This window comes from Streptomyces sp. JB150 (genome assembly GCF_011193355.1).
GTDB lineage: Bacteria > Actinomycetota > Actinomycetes > Streptomycetales > Streptomycetaceae > Streptomyces.
The window spans coordinates 4,890,906-4,909,878 of sequence record NZ_CP049780.1; the positions used below are offsets into that span (position 1 = coordinate 4,890,906).

General features: G+C 72.3%; 17 protein-coding genes. 16 read left to right on the forward strand and 1 reads right to left on the reverse strand.

The genetic code is table 11. The features are described 5' to 3' along the window. Positions 1-160: 160 nt before the first annotated feature. From G7Z13_RS22790 to G7Z13_RS22850, 13 genes are all read left to right on the forward strand, one after another. Positions 161-892, forward strand: a complete 732-nt coding sequence (locus G7Z13_RS22790; RefSeq protein ID WP_166002092.1) for a sulfotransferase family protein — start codon at positions 161-163, stop codon at positions 890-892. Positions 893-1,213: 321 nt separating this feature from the next. Then, entirely contained in the window at positions 1,214-1,624 is a 411-nt protein-coding gene (locus tag G7Z13_RS22795) for a hypothetical protein (protein ID WP_240926320.1), read from the forward strand. Position 1,625: 1 nt separating this feature from the next. Next, positions 1,626-2,828, forward strand: a complete 1,203-nt coding sequence (locus G7Z13_RS22800; protein WP_166002094.1) for a BtrH N-terminal domain-containing protein — start codon at positions 1,626-1,628, stop codon at positions 2,826-2,828. Between the two features lie 41 nt (positions 2,829-2,869). Continuing rightward, positions 2,870-4,168, forward strand: coding sequence for a DegT/DnrJ/EryC1/StrS family aminotransferase (locus tag G7Z13_RS22805; protein ID WP_166002095.1), 1,299 nt, complete (start codon positions 2,870-2,872; stop codon positions 4,166-4,168). After that, complete coding sequence (locus G7Z13_RS22810) at positions 4,165-5,016, forward strand: transketolase (protein WP_166002096.1); 852 nt, start codon at positions 4,165-4,167, stop codon at positions 5,014-5,016. The genes G7Z13_RS22805 and G7Z13_RS22810 overlap by 4 nt, the downstream gene beginning before the upstream one ends. Next, a complete protein-coding gene (locus G7Z13_RS22815) occupies positions 5,013-5,981 on the forward strand; it encodes a transketolase C-terminal domain-containing protein (RefSeq protein WP_166002097.1) in 969 nt (322 codons plus the stop codon). The genes G7Z13_RS22810 and G7Z13_RS22815 overlap by 4 nt, the downstream gene beginning before the upstream one ends. Further along, positions 5,978-6,157: a lysine biosynthesis protein LysW gene (locus G7Z13_RS22820; protein ID WP_166002098.1), complete on the forward strand. Its 180-nt coding sequence runs from the start codon at positions 5,978-5,980 to the stop codon at positions 6,155-6,157. Before G7Z13_RS22815 ends, G7Z13_RS22820 begins: the two co-directional genes overlap by 4 nt. 110 nt (positions 6,158-6,267) lie before the next feature. Next, positions 6,268-8,166: a hypothetical protein gene (locus G7Z13_RS22825; protein WP_166002099.1), complete on the forward strand. Its 1,899-nt coding sequence runs from the start codon at positions 6,268-6,270 to the stop codon at positions 8,164-8,166. 178 nt (positions 8,167-8,344) lie between these two features. Further along, the gene (gene argC / locus G7Z13_RS22830) at positions 8,345-9,376 is read left to right on the forward strand and encodes an N-acetyl-gamma-glutamyl-phosphate reductase (RefSeq protein ID WP_166005217.1); all 1,032 of its coding nucleotides are present in this window, start codon (positions 8,345-8,347) and stop codon (positions 9,374-9,376) included. Between the two features lie 23 nt (positions 9,377-9,399). Beyond that, the gene (locus tag G7Z13_RS22835; protein WP_166002100.1) at positions 9,400-10,272 is read left to right on the forward strand and encodes a [LysW]-aminoadipate kinase; all 873 of its coding nucleotides are present in this window, start codon (positions 9,400-9,402) and stop codon (positions 10,270-10,272) included. Then, positions 10,269-10,829, forward strand: a complete 561-nt coding sequence (cysC, locus tag G7Z13_RS22840) for an adenylyl-sulfate kinase (RefSeq protein WP_166002101.1) — start codon at positions 10,269-10,271, stop codon at positions 10,827-10,829. Before G7Z13_RS22835 ends, cysC begins: the two co-directional genes overlap by 4 nt. A gap of 13 nt (positions 10,830-10,842) precedes the next feature. Beyond that, on the forward strand, positions 10,843-11,781 hold the full coding sequence (gene cysD / locus G7Z13_RS22845) for a sulfate adenylyltransferase subunit CysD (RefSeq protein WP_166002102.1): 939 nt from the start codon (positions 10,843-10,845) through the stop codon (positions 11,779-11,781). Then, positions 11,782-13,089, forward strand: a complete 1,308-nt coding sequence (locus G7Z13_RS22850) for a GTP-binding protein (protein WP_166002103.1) — start codon at positions 11,782-11,784, stop codon at positions 13,087-13,089. 74 nt (positions 13,090-13,163) lie between these two features. Here the strand turns inward: G7Z13_RS22850 and G7Z13_RS22855 are convergent, their stop codons facing one another. After that, complete coding sequence (locus G7Z13_RS22855) at positions 13,164-14,354, reverse strand: ATP-grasp domain-containing protein (protein WP_166002104.1); 1,191 nt, start codon at positions 14,352-14,354, stop codon at positions 13,164-13,166. 278 nt (positions 14,355-14,632) lie between these two features. On the opposite strand from G7Z13_RS22855, the gene G7Z13_RS22860 reads away from it, so the two are divergent. The 3 genes from G7Z13_RS22860 to G7Z13_RS22870 all read left to right on the forward strand — a co-directional run bounded on the left by G7Z13_RS22860 (position 14,633) and on the right by G7Z13_RS22870 (position 18,781). Next, positions 14,633-15,772, forward strand: coding sequence for a fatty acid desaturase family protein (locus tag G7Z13_RS22860; protein WP_166002105.1), 1,140 nt, complete (start codon positions 14,633-14,635; stop codon positions 15,770-15,772). Positions 15,773-15,975: 203 nt separating this feature from the next. Beyond that, positions 15,976-17,952 carry an FAD/NAD(P)-binding protein gene (locus G7Z13_RS22865; protein WP_166002106.1) on the forward strand — a complete coding sequence of 659 codons (1,977 nt, stop codon included), beginning with the start codon at positions 15,976-15,978 and terminating at the stop codon, positions 17,950-17,952. 70 nt (positions 17,953-18,022) lie between these two features. Further along, positions 18,023-18,781, forward strand: a complete 759-nt coding sequence (locus tag G7Z13_RS22870; protein ID WP_166002107.1) for an SDR family oxidoreductase — start codon at positions 18,023-18,025, stop codon at positions 18,779-18,781. The last annotated feature ends 192 nt before the right edge of the window (positions 18,782-18,973 follow it).

The window sequence follows — 18,973 nt, forward strand, 5'->3', positions numbered from 1 at the left end:
GTCCGCGCCGAAAGGAATCGTGAGGACGTATCGCAAGGACTCCGGCCGCGGCGGTTGCGAATTCTGATTACCCGGCTCCGGTCGGTGCCGTGTCATTCTTGCCGCATTCGAGAACCCGGCGGAAATCGTTGGCCGCCGTCAGGAAACCGAGGGGGAAGTCGTGGAAAACACGTCGGAGCGGATTCCGGTGCTCGCCCTGTGGAGCGCGCCCCGCTGCCGCTCGACCGCGTTCGCGCGGATGATGACGGAGCGGGGCGACCACGCCGTCGTGCACGAGCCCTTCTCCCGGGTGGTGGACTTCGGTGAGGTGGAGGTCGGAGACCGCGTCGCCCGCGACGAGCACGACGTGCTCGCCGAGCTGCGCGCCATGGCGTCCCGGCAGCCGGTGTTCTTCAAGGACACGACGGACTTCCCCTACCCGGCGCTGCTCGCGGACGAGGCCTTCCTCGCCACCGCGACGCACACCTTCATCATCCGCGACCCGGCCGAGGCGATCGCCTCGCACCACGCGCTCAACCCGCAGCTGGGCCGCGACGAGATCGGCTTCGCCCGGCTGTACGAGATCTTCACCGCCGTTCAGGCCGTCACCGGCCGCACGCCCGTCGTGATCGACTCCGACGACCTGCTCGACCGCCCGGCCGAGACCGTGCGGGCCTACTGCGAAGCGGTGGGCATCCCCTTCCGGCCCGAGGCGCTGAGCTGGCAGCCGGGGATGCGCTCGGAGTGGCAGTCGACCAGCAAGTGGCACCGGGCGACCAGCCAGACCTCCGGCTTCACCCGCAGCAGGTCCGACGGGGCCGAGAAGGTGGCGGCGGACCCGGTGCTGCGCGCCTTCCGCGACCACCACCAGCCGTACTACGAGAAGCTGCGCGCCGTCGCACTCCGGCCGTGAGTTCCGGCGGAACCGTCCGGACGATTACCCGGCGCGTACGCCGCATCCGCATGCGGATGTCCTGGGTAATCGCCGTGCTGACGATATGCGCGCATCAGCAGACTACCTTCGAGACGTACATTCCGTTCCAGCGAGGTGGGACACTTGACGGGGATCGCGACGTCCTCAGCCACAAGATTTCTGTTCGACCGGATCGACATTTCCGACCTCCGCAACAATGCGGCAATTTCTTCGGCGGTGGAGACCGGAGCGGGGGCATTCAACGTGTGGCGGAACTCGTTCGCGGCGGAATACCTGCCCGCGGGCGGGAGCCTCGTCCACGTGGACGGAGTTCCCTTCGAGTTCCCTCCGGTCTGCGAGGGGCCCGACAACATCCGCTGCGCCGGCCAGTTCATCAAGGTCCCCCGGGACCGCTACGACTGGATCCACGTCCTGGCGGCGTCCGAACGGCGCAGCGAGGACACCGTCGAACTGACCTTCGCGGACGGCTCGGTGGACGCGGAACCGCTGCGGGTCTCCGACTTCTGGGCGGCCCCGGCGTGGTTCGGTGAGGTCAAGGCCTTCGAGAGCCTGGCCATGCACTATCCGCACCACGTGCAGCGGGGCGTTCCCGCGGTGATGTGGGCGCAGCGGGTGGCCGTGACCAGGCGGGCCGATCTGACCGGCATCCTGCTGCCGCGCAACGTCGCGGTGCACATCTTCGCGGTCACCCTTCAGCGGACGGAGCTCTGACATGACCGTCGAGGACATCACCGTGCGGGACGTCACCGCCGCGGCCGTGACCGCCGAGGCCGTCACCACGGGGAACACGACCGCCGGGGACGTGACCGCCGGGGACGTGACCGTCAAGGGCACCACCGCCGCGGACGTGACCGCCGCGGACCTCCCCGTCGGGGCGGCCGCGCGCACGTACACGATCAACGGGCCGGAACCCGAGCTGTGGTACCGCGACCTCATCAGCTGCCTCCAGGCCACCATCGGTTCGGTGCTGGCACGCGAGGGCGTCGACCCCCTCTCCGTGCTCGGCGCGGGCTGGCGGTTCCTGCACCTGCCCGGCGACGTCCGGCACGAGGAGTTCTACTACCCGTGCCTGCCCGACGAGTCGGGCACCGTCGACCTCGGCACCGCGCTGGCCCCGCACCACGCCCTGCGCGCCCGCTGGTGGCAGCCGGCCGACGAGCGGGACGTCTGGCGCGAGGTGCGCGCCTCGCTGGTCGAGGACCGGCTGGTCATCGCCGCCGTGGACAACTTCCACCTGCCGTTCCGGCCCGCCTACGGAGACGTGCACGCCGCGCACCAGGTGGTGATCTACGGTTTGGACGAGGCCCGCGGCGTGGTCTACGTCTCGGACGCGATGCCGCCGGCCTTCCGCGGCGCGGTCCCGATCGAGCAGTTCCTGCGCAGCTGGAACTCGGAGAACCCGACCGACGTCCAGGACGCCTTCTTCAGCGACTCCCGGATCGGCCGGCGCTGCCTCGACGTCCGGCTGGACGACGTGCCCGCGCCGCTGACACCGGAACTGCTGGGCGGCTTCCTGCGCTCCAACGTCGAGGACTTCACCACGGCCGGCCCGGTCCGCACCGGCCTCGCCGGGTTCGACCGGTTCGCCGCGGAACTCCTCGACCGGTGCCGGGCGAACGACGCCGGCGCCCTGCGCGAGCTGTACCCGTTCGGCTGGGCCATGCAGGCGCAGGCCTCACTCCACGGTGAACTGCTGCGCCGCTGCGGCCATGAGTGGCGCGATCCGGCGCTGGCCGCGGCGGGCCGGGCGGTCGAGACCGTGGCGCACGCGTGGACCGGGCTGCGGTTCACCGGCGCCCACGGCCTCGGGGACCCCCGCGCGGCCGCCCCCGACCTCGCCCGCCACACCACGCTGCTGCGCAGCGCCTACGCGCGGGCGGTGGACGCCGTCGGCGCGGTGGCGGCCCGGCTGTGACCGCGTACGCATCGACCCTCGTGACCTTCCGGAGTGGAGAAGTGAGCAGCAAGCTGGCAGCGCTCGGCGGTACGCCGGCCGTGCCGAAAGACCGACGCCACGTGCAGTGGCCCCTGGTCGAGGACGACGACCGCAAGGCCGTCCTCGACGCGCTCGACGGCGCCCGGCTGGTGTCCGACACCGACGGCGCGAACCCGGTCTCCGACCTGGAGCACGACTGGGCGAGCCGCTTCGGCCACGCGCACTGCGTCGCGGTGTCCAACGGCACCGCGGCGCTGTCCCTGGCACTGTCCGCCCTCGGCGTCGGACCGGGGGACGAGGTGATCGTGCCCGCGCTCAGCTTCATCGCCACCGGGCTCGCACCGGTGCACCAGATGGCCGTCCCCGTCTTCGCCGACATCGACCCGGTCACCTTCAACATCGACCCGGACGACATCGAGCGCCGCATCACGCCCAGGACCAAGGCGATCATCCCCGTGCACCTGCACGGCGCGCCCGCCGACATGGACCGCGTCATGGCGATCGCCCGCAAGCACGGCCTCGCGGTGGTCGAGGACGCCGCCCAGGCCCCCGGGGCGACGCACCGCGGCCGGCCGGTCGGCGCGATCGGCGACGCCGGCTCCTTCAGCCTCCAGGTCAGCAAGAACATCCCGACCTGCGGTGAGGGCGGGCTGCTGGTGACCGGCAGCGCCGAGCTGGCCGAGGCGATGCGCCGGGGCCGGCAGTTCGGCGAGGTCATCGAGGCCGGCCGCGACCGCGACTACATCTCCTACGGTTTGGGCTGGAACCACAAGATGAACGCCCTACAGGCCGCGTTCACCTCCGCGCAGCTCGCCCGCTTCGACGCCTACGAGGCACAACGGCAGCACAACGTCACCGAGTTCCTCGCCCGGCTCGCGAAGCTGCCCGGCCTGCGGGTGCCCACCGCGCTCCCGGACACCACCCACGTCTGGCACATCCTGCGCTTCCGGTTCGACCCGGCCGCGTTCGGCCTGGACGGGGTGAGCCCGCGGGCGCTGCGCTCGACGCTGCGCCGGCTGCTGCGCGCCGAGGGCGTCCCGATGTCGCAGTACCAGCTGATGCCGCTGCCCGACCAGAAGGTGTTCGTCGAGCGCCTCGGCTTCGGCTCCGGCCACCCGTGGGCCCTGACCGGCGCGCCCGGAACGGTCCCGGGCGAGGGCTACCCGGTGACCCGCGCGGTCATCGCCGACTCGCTGACCATCCAGAAACGCCACCTCAACCCGGGGGCGGGCGGCCTGCTGTCGCTGTACGCCGACGCCTTCGAGAAGGTGTGGGCCCACCGGGACATGGTGGCCACGCTCGCGAAGGCGGCGGCATGAGCGGAAACCAGCTGCTGGAGCGGGACGCACTCGGGACGCTGGACGCGGTCGCCGCCCGGATCCGCCGGCACGTGGTCGACATGTGCGCCGGGCCCGAGGGCGGTCACCTCGGCGGCGGGCTCTCCTGCACGGACGTGCTCACCGCGCTGTACTTCTCGGTCCTCGACGTGGACCCGCGGCGGCCGGACGACCCGCACCGCGACCGCTTCCTGCTCAGCAAGGGCCACGCCGCCCTGGCGCTGTACGCGACGCTGGCCGAGCGCGGCTTCTTCCCGGTGGAGGAACTCGCCGGCTTCGGCCGCCCCGGCAGCAGGCTGATGGGCCACCCGGTGCGCGCGGTGCCCGGCGTGGAGCTGCCCACCGGGTCGCTCGGCCACGGACTCGCCCTGGGCTGCGGCTTCGCGCTGGCCGCCCGTCACGCGGGCAGCCCGGCGCGCAGCTTCGTCCTGCTGGGCGACGGTGAGCTGCAGGAGGGCTCGGTGTGGGAGGCGGCGATCGCGGCCGCGACCCTGCGCCTGGACCGGCTGGTCGCCGTGGTCGACTGCAACGGCCTGCAGCTGACCGGAGCGACCGAGGGCATCGCACCGATGGAGCCGCTGGCCGAGCGCTGGCGCAGCTTCGGATGGTCGGTGCGCGAGGCGGACGGCCACGACCCGGCGCTGCTGGCGGAGCACCTCGCCGCCGCGCCGTGGGAGCCGGGCAAGCCGAGCGTGCTGATCGCCCGCACGGTCAAGGGCCACGGCCTGCCCTTCCTGGCCGGCCGTCCGGCCAGCCACTACGTCACCCTCTCGCCCCGCAACCACTCGCGGGCGCTGAACGCCCTACGAGCCACGGAGGCCGGCGGATGAGCCGCGCGACCCGAGAGGCGTACCGGGACGCCCTGCTTCCCCTGCTGGCGCGGCATCCCGAGCTGATGTGCCTCGACTCCGACACCGGTCTGTTCACCGCGGACCACGCGGCGGCCGCCGGGGAGCAGTACCTCAACCTCGGTATCGCCGAGCAGAACCTGATGGGCGTGGCCGCCGGGATGGCGGCGTGCGGGCGGGTCCCGTTCGTCAACACGATGGCCGCCTTCGCCACCTCCCGGGCGCTGGAAGCGATCAAGATCGACATCGCCTACAACCGGCTGCCGGTCCGCATCATGGCCACCCACGGCGGTCTGGCCGCGGGCCACCTCGGTCCGACGCACCAGGCCCTGGAGGATCTCGCCGTGATGCGGGCGCTGCCCGGCATGACCGTGGTGGTGCCGGCCGACGCCGCCGCCACCGAGGCGTTCGTCGCACAGAGCCTCGACCTGCCCGGACCGCTCTACGTGCGCCTGGGCCGCAAGGCGACCCCGCCGCTGCCCGCCGGCCCGCCCCCCGTCATCGGGCAGGCGCAGACGCTGCGGCAGGGCGGCGACGTCGTGCTCGCGAGCTGCGGCCCGTACCCGGTGCTCGCCTGCCTCGCCGCGGCGGACGTGCTCGCCGGGCACGGCATCGAGGCGACGGTGCTGAACATGCACACCCTGCGCCCGCTCGACACCGAGACGCTGACCGCCGCCGCCCGCCCCGCCGACCTCGTCGTGACGCTCGAGGAGCACTGGCGCGGCGGCGGACTGGGCGGCGCGGTGGCCGAGACGCTCGCCGAGCGCGAGCCGGTCCGGGTGGTGCGCCTGGGGGTGCCGGACACCTTCGTCGACCAGGTCGGCAGCCAGGAACACCTCGTCGCGCACTACGACCTCACCGCGGAACGGGTGGTGCGGACGGTCCGTACCGCTCTCGACACCGCGGCCCGCCCGGGAAGAAGCGGCCGAAAGGAGCACATCTCTTGATCACGAAGACTGCCCGGTCCTGCCCGTCGTGCGAGGAGCCGGTGAGCATCGGCGACTCGGTCCGGCTGAACGAGGTCTTGGACTGCGGGGGCTGCCGGAGCGAGCTGGAGATCGTGGCGCTCGACCCCCTGGTGCTTGCCCTCGCCCCCGACGTCGAAGAGGACTGGGGCGAGTAACCGTCACCGCGAGCGGCCCGCCCCGCGCTGTGTACGCCGGGGCGCGCCGCGTTCCGGACCCACCCTTCCCGCCCGCAAGCGCACCACTTTCCCCGAAGGAGCCACACCTCATGCAGTCCGCGCCCCACGGTCCCGGCGTCGGGACGGCAACCCTGATGACCTCGCCGTTCTCGGTCCTCGAAGACGCGGGTCCGTACGCCGCCGCCGTCGAGGAGTTCCTCGCCGCGGACTCGCCCGCGTCCGTCCCGGTGTGGACCGGCGGACGGGCCGACCTGGCCGCCTCCGCCGAGCGTTCGGCCGGCCTGTACGGGGAGGTGCGCCGCCCGGCCGCCCGCACGTACGGCGTCGTGCTCAGGCCCGAGACCCTGCCGGCCGGGCTGCACGCGCTCATCACGCCCTGCGCCCGCACCTGGATCGACGAGGAGGAGCTGGTCCCCGCCCTGCTCGACCGGCTCGCCCCCGAGGAGAACGGCCGGCCCGAGGCGTACTCCCTGCTGATCGCCGGACTCTACGAGCACTTCACCGTGGACCTCGTCTGGCCGCTGGTGCGCGCCGCCTCGCGCCGGCCGGACGTGCGTCTGTCGTTCCTCACCGGCCGGGACGCGGCCTCCCTCGCCTGGTTCACCGCCAAGCAGTACGTCGTGCCGGCCCCGGACGTGCGCGAACTCGGTCTCTTCACCGCCGTCGACCGCGGTCTCACCCGCGACGGCATCCACCTGCGCAACGAGGGCGAGGTGGGGACCACCGACGTCAAGTCCGAGATTCTCGGCACCCGCTGGCGGCGGCTGATGCTGCAGGGACACGGCAAGGACGACTCGATCAACCTCGCCGACTTCACCATCTGCGGCCTGAACGAGACCGTCGGACGCAACCCGGCCCTGGTCGCCCCGATCTGCGCCACCTCCACCTGCTACAAGCCCGTGGACAAGCTGATCCAGCTGCGGGACATCCGCGCCGCCGAGGTGGTGCTCAGCTCCTGCAACAACAGCCCCTTCGCCGACGCCGCCGTCTACGACCCGAAGTACCAGCTGATGCTCAACGCGATCGACGGGACCGCCCGCAACGTCGTCGGCGCGATCACGGTGCACGCCTCCGCCCGCCCGGAGAACCTCGTCTGGACGGACGCCGCCCTGGCGGAGGCCTCCTCCGCCGCGGCGCTCAACGCGAGCATCGGCACGTCGGAGCCCTACCCCGCCTACGTCCAGTTCGGCATGGGCGACGACCCGGGCCCCACACCCGAGCCGCCCGCCGTCGAGCCGGAGCAGCTGCTGCTGACCGCCTCCGCCCGCCTCACCGCGTACCTCGCCGGCGGGGTGCTGTCCCCCAACCACCCGCTCCGCGGCCGCCTGGGCAAGCTCGCCGCCAAGGTCGAGACCCAGGTCTCCCGGCGGGACCTGGCGGTGCACCAGGACCGGACCCCGGTGATCCGCGGCCTGATGGACGACCTGCAGTCGCTGGACATGGCGATCGCCACCCAGTTCGTCAAGGACCCGGAGAACGAACTCAGCAACTGCTTCGCCTACTTCGGCGAGCGCGGCCGGATCGACCTGTCCGACGTCAGCCACGTGCGCTGCCAGTGCGGGCGGCCCGCCGAGCGCTACAGCCGGCGTGCCCTGGTGCCCACCTCGCTCGACTTCGAGGGCATCGTCTGCACCCGCTGCGGCGACGTCGCCTTCCGGCTGTTCGACTCCCCGTCGCTGCTCGTCCACGCCGAGGACGGAGCGGAGCAGGGCACCGTCAACGAGGTGCGGGTGGCCGTGCGCGACGCCCGGCCCGGCATCCTGCGCGTCGGCATGTTCTTCGCCAGCTACGGACGCGCCGGCTGCCGGATCGAACCGGACCTGCGCAAGGTCAGGATCGCGCCGGACGGGACCGGTGAGACGACGTTCACGCTGACGCTGACCCCCGACATCCCCCCGCACGGCTACTACATGACGGCCTTCGCCGTACAGGACCTCGCCGTGTCCATCGCCCGCCGCAACTTCGGCATCCTCGCCGCCGCCGGGTGACCGGGGCGCCGCGGCCGCGCGGCGCCGACGCCGGTCCGGCGAGCCCCGCGGCAGGCGACCGCCGCGGCCGCGGGGCGAGCGGGCGGGCTCGAACTTTCCCTTTGCACAGGTCAAGACCGTTCGAACTGGAGGACGTGCTGGTGGCGCTACGACGTATGCGGGTGAGGAGGGCGTGGCCGTGCTGCGCGTGACGGTGGTCGGCGCGGCCGGCTACATCGGCGGGGAACTGCTGCGGCTGCTGCTGGGGCACCCCGAGGCCGAGGTGGTGGGCGCCGTGTCGTCCCGCTTCCCCGGCAAGCGGATCGACAGTGTCCATCCCCATCTGCGCTCCGTCACCGAGCTGGCGTTCTGCTCGGCCGACGAGGCCCCGGAGAGCGACGCGGTGTTCCTGGCACTGCCGCACCGGGTGGCGATGACCCAGATCGAGCGGTGGCGCTCGCGGGCCGCCGTCGTCCTCGACCTGACCGGCGACTTCCGGCTCCACGACACCGAGGTCTTCGAGCGCTACTACGGCGAGGAGCACCTGGCTCCCAAGCTGCTCGGCGACTTCGTCCCCGGCCTGCCGGAGCTGTACCGCGAGCGCCTGCGCACCGCCGACCTGATCAGCGTGCCGGGCTGCATGGCCACGGCCGCCGTGCTCGCCCTGCACCCCCTGGTGGCGCACGACCTGATCGACCCCGGGCGAGGCGCCCAGGTGGACGCGAGGACCGGCTCCAGCGGCTCGGGCGCGACGGCCGGCCCGGCCAACCTGCACGCCGAACGCAGCGGTGTCATGCGCGTCTTCGCGCCCACCCGGCACCGGCACGAGGCCGAGATCTCCCAGCACCTCGGCGTGGCGACCGCGATGACCGCCACCGGCGTCGAGGCGGTCCGCGGCGCCCAGACGCTCTGCCACGTCACCCCGCGCCCCGGGGTCGACGCCAAGGCCGTGCGCCGGGCCTTCCGCGAGTGCTACGCCGACGAGCCGTTCGTCCGGGTCGTCGCCCACCAGCGCGGCATCCACCGCTACCCCGACCCGAAGATCCTGCTGGGGTCGAACTTCTGCGACGTCGGCTTCGCCCTCGACGAGGACACCGGCCGGCTGAGCGCCATCGGTGCCCTGGACAACCTGGTCAAGGGCGGCGCCGGCAACGCCGTGCAGAGCCTCAACGTCCGCATGGGCCTGCCCGAGACCCTCGGTCTCACCTTCCCCGGCCTGCACCCGCTGTAGCCCCGGCCGAACCGGAGAGAAGCGTGCTCACCAAACCCCTGACCGTCGTCAAATGCGGTGGCAACCCCGCCGTCGACGCCGCGGGCATCTGCGCCGACATCGCCCGCCTGGTCCACGAGGGCCACTCCATCCTGCTCGTCCACGGCGGCTCCGGCGACATCGGCCGGCTGGCCGGCCGGCTCGACGTCCCGCAGCGCACCCTGGTCGCACCGGACGGCGTGGCCACCCGCTACACCGACCCGGACACCCTCGAAGTGGTCGTCCTCGCCCTGGCCGGCGCGGTCAAACCCCGGCTGGTGGCGGAACTCGCCCGCCACCACGTGCCCGCGGTCGGCCTCACCGGCATGGACGGCGGCATGCTGCGGGCCCGCCGCAAGGCCGCCGTCCGCGCCGTCGTCGACGGCCGCACCGTCCTGGTCCGCGACAACCACAGCGGCCGGATCACCACCGTCCACCCCGAACTCCCGCGCACCCTGCTCCGGGCCGGCCACGTACCGGTGGTCTCGCCCCCGGCCATCGACGAGCACGATCAGCCCGTCAACGTCGACGCCGACCGGGCCGCGGCGGCGCTCGCCGCCGCCCTCGGAGCCGACCAGCTGCTGCTGCTCACCGGCGCACCCGGCGTGCTCGCCGATCCCGCCGACCCCACCAGCGTGCGCGGCACCGTCCGGATCGCCCCCAGCGGCGCGCCCGACCCGTCCGCCACCGGTGGCATGGCGCTCAAGCTCATCGCCGCCCGTGAAGCACTGACCGGCGGCGTCACCACCGTGCGCATCGCCGACGGACGCACCCCGCACCCCGTCAGCCGCGCGCTCGCGGGGGCCGGCACCACCGTGCACGTCGCCGACGCGTCCGTGGCGCGCGGCGGTTCCCGCCGGGAGGAGGTCCGGGTATGAGCGACACCGACGACGGCCCGGCCCGCTGGCGGGGCGGCACGGTCTGGCTGACCGGACTGCCGAGCGCCGGCAAGACGACCATCGCCGCCGCACTCGCCGAGCGGCTCTCGGCCGAAGGGCACCGGGTGCAGGTGCTCGACGGTGACGAGGTCCGCGCCGCCCTCTCCCCGGACCTCGGCTTCTCCCGGGCCGACCGGGACACCAGCGTGCGGCGCATCGGGTTCCTCGCCCGGCTGCTCGCCGAGCACGGCGTGACCGTGCTGGCCCCCGTCATCGCCCCCTACGCGCACTCCCGCGCCGCGGTGCGCGACCAGCACACGGCGCACGGCGTCGGCTACCTGGAGGTGCACGTGGCGACCCCGGTGGAGGTTTGCGCCGGCCGGGACGTCAAGGGCCTGTACGCCAGGCAGGCGGCGGGCGAGATCAGCGGTCTGACCGGCGCCGACGACCCCTACGAAGCGCCGGCCGACCCCGATCTGCGCCTCCACACGCAGGACACCACGATCGACGAGTCGGTCCGGCAGGTGCGTGCGCTGCTCGCTGCACGGGGACTGTGAGAAGGAGACTGACATGACCGTTGTCGACACCGCCGGCGCGCTGCGCCCGCCGCGCTCGGCGCTGCCGGGCCACCTCGACGCGCTCGAGTCCGAAGCGGTGCACATCTTCCGCGAGGCCGCCGCCCAGTTCGAGCGCCCGGTGCTGCTGTTCTCCGGCGGCAAGGACTCGATCGTCATGCTGCACATCGCCGCCAAGGCCTTCTGGCCCGCGAGGATCCCCTTCGGCCTGCTGCACGTGGACACCGGGCACAACTTCCCCGAGGTCCTGGAGTTCCGCGACCGGGCCGTCGCCCGCGCCGGCGTCCGCCTGGACGTGGCACGGGTGCAGGACTACATCGACGACGGGCGGCTGCGCGAACGGCCGGACGGCACCCGCAATCCGCTGCAGACCGTGCCGCTGCTCGACGCCGTGCACACCCACCGCTTCGACGCCCTGTTCGGCGGCGGACGGCGCGACGAGGAGAAGGCGCGGGCGAAGGAACGCGTCTTCTCGCTGCGCGACGAGTTCGGGCAGTGGGACCCCCGGCGGCAACGCCCGGAGCTGTGGTCGCTGTACAACGGCCGGCACAGCCCGGGCGAGCACGTGCGGGTCTTCCCGCTGAGCAACTTCACCGAACTCGACGTGTGGCAGTACATCGAGCGCGAGCGCATCGAGCTGCCCTCGATCTACTTCGCCCACGATCGCGAGGTCTTCCGGCGCGGCGGCATGTGGCTCACCGCCGGCGACTGGGGCGGGCCCGCCGAGGGCGAGACGGTCCGCACCCGCCGGGTGCGCTACCGCACCGTCGGCGACATGTCCTGCACCGGCGCCGTCGAATCCACCGCCGTGACCCTGCAGGAGATCATCGCCGAGATCGCCGCCTCGACGCTGACCGAGCGCGGCGCGACCCGAGCCGACGACAAACTGTCCGAGGCGGCCATGGAAGACCGCAAGCGCGAGGGGTACTTCTAGATGCACACACCCACAGTGCCGCTCACGGCCCGGAACACCGCCGCCGCACAGCCCGGATCGCTGCTGCGGCTCGCCACGGCCGGCTCCGTCGACGACGGCAAGTCCACGCTCGTCGGCCGGCTGCTGCACGACACCAAACAGGTCTTCGCCGACCAGCTCGACGCCGTCGAGCGCGTCTCGCGCGAGCGCGGGCTGGACAGCGCGGACCTCGCGCTGCTGACCGACGGGCTGCGCGCCGAGCGCGAACAGGGCATCACCATCGATGTCGCCTACCGCTACTTCGCCACGCCCAGGCGCCGCTTCATCCTGGCCGACACGCCCGGACACGTGCAGTACACCCGCAACATGGTCACCGGCGCCTCGACCGCACAGGTCGCCGTCGTGCTGGTGGACGCGCGCCACGGCGTGGTCGAGCAGACCCGCCGGCACGCCGCCGTCGCCGCCCTGCTGAAGGTGCCGCACGTCGTCCTCGCCGTCAACAAGATGGACCTCGTCGGCTACGCCGAGGACCGCTTCGCCCGGATCGCCGACGAGTTCACGCGGTACGCCCGCGCGCTCGGCGTCACCGCCGTGACGGCGATCCCGGTCAGCGCCCTGCGCGGGGACAACATCGTGGACCCGTCCGGGCGGATGGACTGGCACACCGGCCCGACGCTGCTCGAACACCTGGAGACGGTCGACGCCGACCGCGACGCCTCCGCCGCCCCGGCGCGGATGCCGGTGCAGTACGTGCTGCGGCCGCAGACCGACGGGTTCCGCGACTACCGCGGCTACGCCGGCCAGATCACCTCCGGCGTGTTCCGTCCCGGCGACGACGTGCTCGTCCTGCCCTCGGGGAAGCGGACGACGATCGCCGGGATCGACCGGCTCGGCGAGCTCGACGTCGACGCCGCCCGCGCCGGCGCGTCGGTGACGCTCCGCCTGGCCGACGACGTGGACGTCGCGCGCGGCGACCTCATCGCCGCGGCCGGACAGGCCCCGCGGCTCACCCAGGACGTGTCCGCGACCGTCTGCCACGTCGCCGACCGGCCGCTGCGCGCCGGCGACCGGGTGCTGCTGCGCCACGGCACCGCCGTGGTCAAGGCGCAGGTCCGCTCGCTCGACTCGGTCCTCGACCTGGAGACCCTGCGCCGTCTGCCCGGCCCGGGGGCGCTGCGGGCCAACGACATCGGCCGCGTCACGCTGCGCACGGCCTCGCCGCTGCCGCTGGACGACTACGCCGACCACCGGCGCACCGGCTCGTTCCTGCTGGTCGACGAGGCCGACGGAGCCACGCTCACGGCCGGCATGGTCGCGGCGGACGGCTGAGCGCCACGGACGAAGCCCGGCCCCCACACGCGCGGTGTGGGGGCCGGGCTTTCAGACGTCGCCCGGGCGGCCGGTCACGGCCGGACGCGGTACTCGAGGGTGTCGAGGACCCGCGCCGCGTGCTCGCGCAGCCCGGCCACGGAGCCGGCGGTCATCGCGAAGGTGAAGAAGAAGTTCTCCATGTCCAGCCGGGTGACCCGGAACCCGTTGTTCAGCCGCACGTGGAGGACGCCGGGCAGGGCCAGCAGCTCCTCCTCGGTGGTGGTGATCTCGACCGTGCCGATCTCCTCGGCCTCCACGTCCATCCAGCCGATCATCGGCCGCTCGCGCAGGGCCGGCAGCTCCCGCGGCGCGTACTCGCCCAGCGCCATGGAGACGATGACCTCGAACACGTCGATGCCGTACAGCTCCTGGATCGACCGCGGGATCTCGCCGCCGCCGGCCCGGAGGTTGATCTCGACCAGCTCGGTCCGGCCGTCCGGCGAGCTGCGGCCCTCGAAGTGCAGCCAGAGCTGGTCGAGGCCGCGGTCGGCGCACAGCGTGTCGATCGCCTCGCACAGCACCCGCACGCCCTCGCGCACGTGGTCCTGCTGCGGCGGGTGGAACTCGAGTCCCGCGTCATGGTGCTTGACGTCGTCGTGGTCGGGCTTCTCGACCGCGAGCAGCGGATGGAAGCGGCCCCTGACCACGGGGCCGTCGACGGAGAACTCGGTGCCCGGCAGGAACTCCTCGGCGATCAGCTCCACACCGCCCGCCCCGGACTCCTCCAGGTGCTTCAGATGGGCGAGCAGCTCCTCCCGGTCGTCCACCCGCTTGACCAGGTAGGAGGCCGACGACTCCCGCGCGGGCTTGACGATGGCGGGGAAGAAGTCCACGGTCCGCGGGTCGCCGGTGAACTTGATGCGGGACAGGCCCAGGGCGCGCATGTGCTCGCGGACCAGGGTCTTGCTCGCCAGCACGGCGCGGCTGGTGCCGCCACCGGGGAGGTCGTAGTGCGTGGTGAGCGCGATGTTCCACTCGATCAGCTTCTCGATCATGCTGACGACGGCGATCGGCACGATGCCGCGCTCGTCGATCCGGGCGGTGAGGGTGTCGAGGTCCTCGCTGTCCCAGTCGAACACGATGTGGTCGTCGCAGAGGCCGGCGTTGGGGTCGTCGGGCAGGTTCGAGACCAGCACCGGCCGCAGGTCGCGGGCCCGGAGCTCCCCGACCGCGGCGGGCACGTTGCCGATGGCTATCCAGGAGAGGATGAGCACGGATTTCATGGCGCGGACCTCCGGAGGTTTTTGACGAGAGGGTGGGTGATGCGGGCAGTGTGTGATTACGCGCGGGCGTCAATGCTGGCACGGCGGCGGGCCGGACCGAATAAGCGAGATGACTAGCCGCGGGGGAGTCCCGTAAATGCCACGCACCCTGGTGGATAAACCTGCCGCAGACGTGCCGGGAGACATTGCGCGTATAGCGTCCGTCAGACGGCGCCGCCCGGCGTCTCCCTCCATCCGAAAGAACGCATTGCATGGTGCGTGCAGACCGAAGGACGGGCATGTCCGCAATAGAGCAACTGAACTTCGACCGACTGGCTCCCGCGGTCAGAAAGGAACTCCGGGAGCTCTGTCGGCTCGACAACCACCACGGCCCGCTGGCAATCCTCTTCGAGTACGCACTGATCGCCGCATCCGTAGCTCTCTGCGTCGCGGGATCGTACTGGTTCTATCCGGTGGCCCTGGTCGTCATCGGCTCCACCCAGCGCTTCCTCGCCCACTTCCTGCACGAGTCGTCCCACAAGGTGCTCGCCCGCAACAAGACGCTCAACCTGCTCGGCGGCACGGTGCTCTCCGGGTACCTGGTGTGGCACCTGCTCGGCCCCTACCGCAGCTCGCACGTCGGCAACCACCACCGCAACCTGGGTGACGCCGAGAACGACCCCGACTACAGCTTCCACATCGAGTGCGGGCTGTACGACACCGAGCGCTCCGACCGGTACTTCTTCTACAAGTACCTGGTGATGTCGGCGCTCGGTCTGCGTGCTTTCGGCTACATCCGGTACGTGGCCCGTGAGCGGCTCTTCTTCGACGCCTCCCAGGTCACCGTCTCGGTGCCGGTGAGCCTGCGGGTCGAGCGGGCCGTCCTGCTCGCCCAGTGGGCGGTCATCGCCGCGGTCTGCGCCTGGTTCGGGTGGCTGCCGGAGCTGGCCCTGTTCTGGTTCGTCCCGCTGTTCACCACCAACGCGGCCATCGGCTGGCTCGCCGAACTGGCCGAGCACTACCCGATGCCGGAGAGCGAGCGGCAGCCGGTGCTGCTGACCCGCAACCGCCACGGCCGGTTCCTGGAGCGGTTCCTGATTAGCCGTCACAACGACCGGTACCACCTGGTCCACCACCTGAACACCGGCATACCGCACTGGAACCTCGCCCGGGCCCACCGGGTCATGCTGCGGGACCCGGCCTACGCCGCGTGGGACGGCCTGTGGGCCGGCGCGTTCACCCGCCCCCGCTCGCGCAAGGGCAAGGAGACCGTCATCAGCTACGCCGCCAAGTACCGCCAGTGGCGCCGGGCCGGCGGCGATCCCGCCGGGTCGAACCCGACGTTCGCCCAGCTGATGATGCTCGCCGCCGACCCGTCCTGCGCGCCTGCCGCCCCGGGCCGGCCGTCCGGTACCCCGCTGACGAGCGTGCCGGGCTGACGCGGCCCCTGTCCGCTTCGGTGGTGACAACGGTGCCGGAAACGGCCGGGAACCGGAGTGGACGCCCGTCGACTGCGGCTCCCGGCCGCTTCGGCCACCGTGAGACGCGTACACGCGCGACGAGAAGCCGGCGCGACACCTCCCCGCGAGCAACACGCGCACGATCCGACCCCGACCCCGAGCGAGGCACAGGAGCGGAGAACATGACCAGACCACCGACCGTGGCCATCATCGGTGCCGGCCCACGGGGCACCTCACTTCTCGAACGTCTCGTCGCCAACGCCGCCACGTGCGCGCCGGACCGGACGATCACCGTCCACGTCATCGACCCCTGTCCGCCGGGGGGCGGTCGCATCTGGCGGTCCCGGCAGTCCCCGCTGCTCTGGATGAACACCACATCCGAGGACTGCACGATGTTCACCGACGAGACCGTCGCCTGCGAAGGCCCGGTCGTCTCCGGTCCCACGCTCGGCGAATGGGCCCGGGAGGTGGCCGCGGGCCGCCTGTCGTCGCCCCCGGGATTCCGGCTCGCCCCCTCCACACCGGCCGAGGCGAGGAGAATGCGGGACGGCTGGTTCACCACGCGCCGGACGCAGAGCGACTATCTGTCGTGGGTCTTCTGGCAGTCGGTGCGCAACGGCATGCCCCAGGTGCGGGTCGCGCCACACGAGGGCCGGGCCGTCGACGTGCGCGACCTTCCCTGCGGCCGGCAACGCGTCGTGCTGGCGGACGGCCTTCCCCCGGTGGACGCCGACGTCGTGCTGTTCGCCCACGGCAACGCCGATGTCGCGCCGGACGCGGAAGAGATGCGCCTGACGGAGTACGCGGCCGCCCACGGCCTGGGTTACCTGCCCTCGGGATCGAGCGCCGACCACGACTACGACCGCATACCCGCCGGCGAACCGGTGATCGTGCGCGGGCTCGGACTGTGCTTCATCGACACCGCCGTGCTGCTGACCTCCGGACGCGGCGGCACGTTCCGCCGTGACGACTCGGGCGAGCTGCGGTACGAGCCGTCCGGTGCGGAACCCGTCCTCTTCGTGGGCTCGCGGCGCGGCGTGCCGTACTGGTCGAAGACGCACTACAGCCTGACCGGACCGCCCCCGCGACCGTGCGGCCACCTCGACGCCGCGGCCCTGGCCGCCCTCGGCGACCGCCCCCTGGACTTCGCCATGGACATCTGGCCGCTGATCGTCCGCGAAGTCACCCACGCCGGCTACCGCGAGCTCGCCGCCTCGCACCCGGAACTGCTGAACATCGACGCCTCCGAGTTCCTGCACCGCCTCGACACCCTCGACTGGGAGGGACCGCAGCTCAAGGAGCTGGTCGATCAGGCGGTGCGGTACGACGAGGACCGCATCGACCTGGCGGAAACCGCCCACCCGCTGGCCGGCCGCCACTTCGCCGACCTGGACGCCCTGCAGCGCTGGATGACCGATCACCTCGCCGCGGGAGTGCGCCGCGGGCGCGATCCCCGCTACAGCGCGAGCCTCGCGATGCTGCACGGTCTCAGCTCCGCCTTCGCCGCACTCGTCGAACTCGTCGGCGAGCGAAGACTCACTCCCGCCTCCTGGAGACACGACCTGCCCCGATTCCTCGACCTGTGCCGCTTTCTCACCAGCGGACCGCCCGGACCGCGGCTGGAGGAACTGCTCGCCCTGACCCGCGCCGGCATCGTCAGGTTCCTCGGTGCGGAGATGACCGTCACCCCTCACGAGGGGCTGTTCCGGGCGCGCTCGTGCAATGTCAGCGCGTCGGTCACCGCCCGGTACCTCATCGAGGCCCGGCTCCCCGAGCGGACACTGCCCCGCGTGAGCGACCCGTCCCTGCGCAGTCTCCTGCGGCGCGACGAGATCAGGGAGGAGTTCTCCTCGGCCCCCGGCGGAGACCGGTATCCCACCGGTGTCATCGACACCGCGCATCTGATCGACACCGATTCCTCGCACCGCCTGAAGCGTGCCGACGGAACCCCCCACCCCCGTCGCTTCGGGGCGGGAATCCTGTTCGCGGGAAGTGTGCTGACCTCCGGCCGTTTTCCGTCCCCGCGGAGCAATGACGCGTTCTTCCGGCAGAACGACACGATCGCCCGCGCGGCACTCCGGGAACTGTGCCGGCGCGACACATCCGCTCCCGGCTCTCGTAATCGGCACGTGGACGAAGAAAACGAAAGTCCGGGCTAGGTTCGGGCCCCGGAGAATTACCGGACCGGGAATTCTCGCCGGATACCCCGACATGCACAGGAGAGAACCAGTGAGTGACTTCACGGGACTGGTCGCGCTCGTCACCGGCGGTGCGTCAGGAATCGGACTGGCCACCGCGAAGCTGCTGAGCGGCAGGGGAGCGACGGTCGCCGCGCTCGACCTGAAGCCGGAGGGACTTCCCGACGACATCTTCGGCGTCCAGGCCGACGTCACCGACGACGCCCAGGTGCAGGCCGCCGTCGAGACGGTGGTCGAGCGGTTCGGCAGGCTGGACGTCGTGGTCAACAACGCCGGCATCGGCGCCGTCGGGGACGTCACCGCGAACAGCGACGACGAGTGGGCGCGCGTACTGGACGTCAACGTGATCGGGATGGTCCGGGTCGCCCGGCACGCCGTCCCGCACCTGCGCCGCTCGCCCGCCGCGGCCATCGTCAACACCTGCTCGATCGTGGCCTGGGCCGGCGTGCAGCAGCGAGCGCTCTACTCGGCGAGCAAGGGCGCGGTCTACGCGCTCACCCTGGCCATGGCCGCGGACCACGTCCGCGAGGGCATCCGGGTCAACTGCGTCGCCCCCGGCTCCGCCGACACCCCGTGGATCGACCGCTCGCTGCGGCACACGGCCGACCCCGTGGCCGCCCGGGCCGCCCTCGACGCCTTCCAGCCGACCGGGCGCCTGGTGACCGCCGACGAGGTCGCGGGCGCGATCGCCTACCTGGCCAGCCCCCTGTCGTCCGCCTCGGTGGGCACCGTGCTCGCCGTGGACAACGGCATGCACGGCCTGCGCCTGCGGCCCCCCGCCCGGGACTAGGGGTGTCTCCCAGCCTCCCCCGCGCCCGCCCCACCCGAGGGAAAACCCTCGGTCGGCAAGGCCCTTCCGCAATGCCTGGTGATGCCCTGCACCCATGATCTAGTCTCGCGGGGAGCGGGTCTTCCGTCCGGGGGGAGGGTAAGGGGTGCAGGCTGGGACGTCGAGGCGCGAACAGGACGGCATCACTCCCAG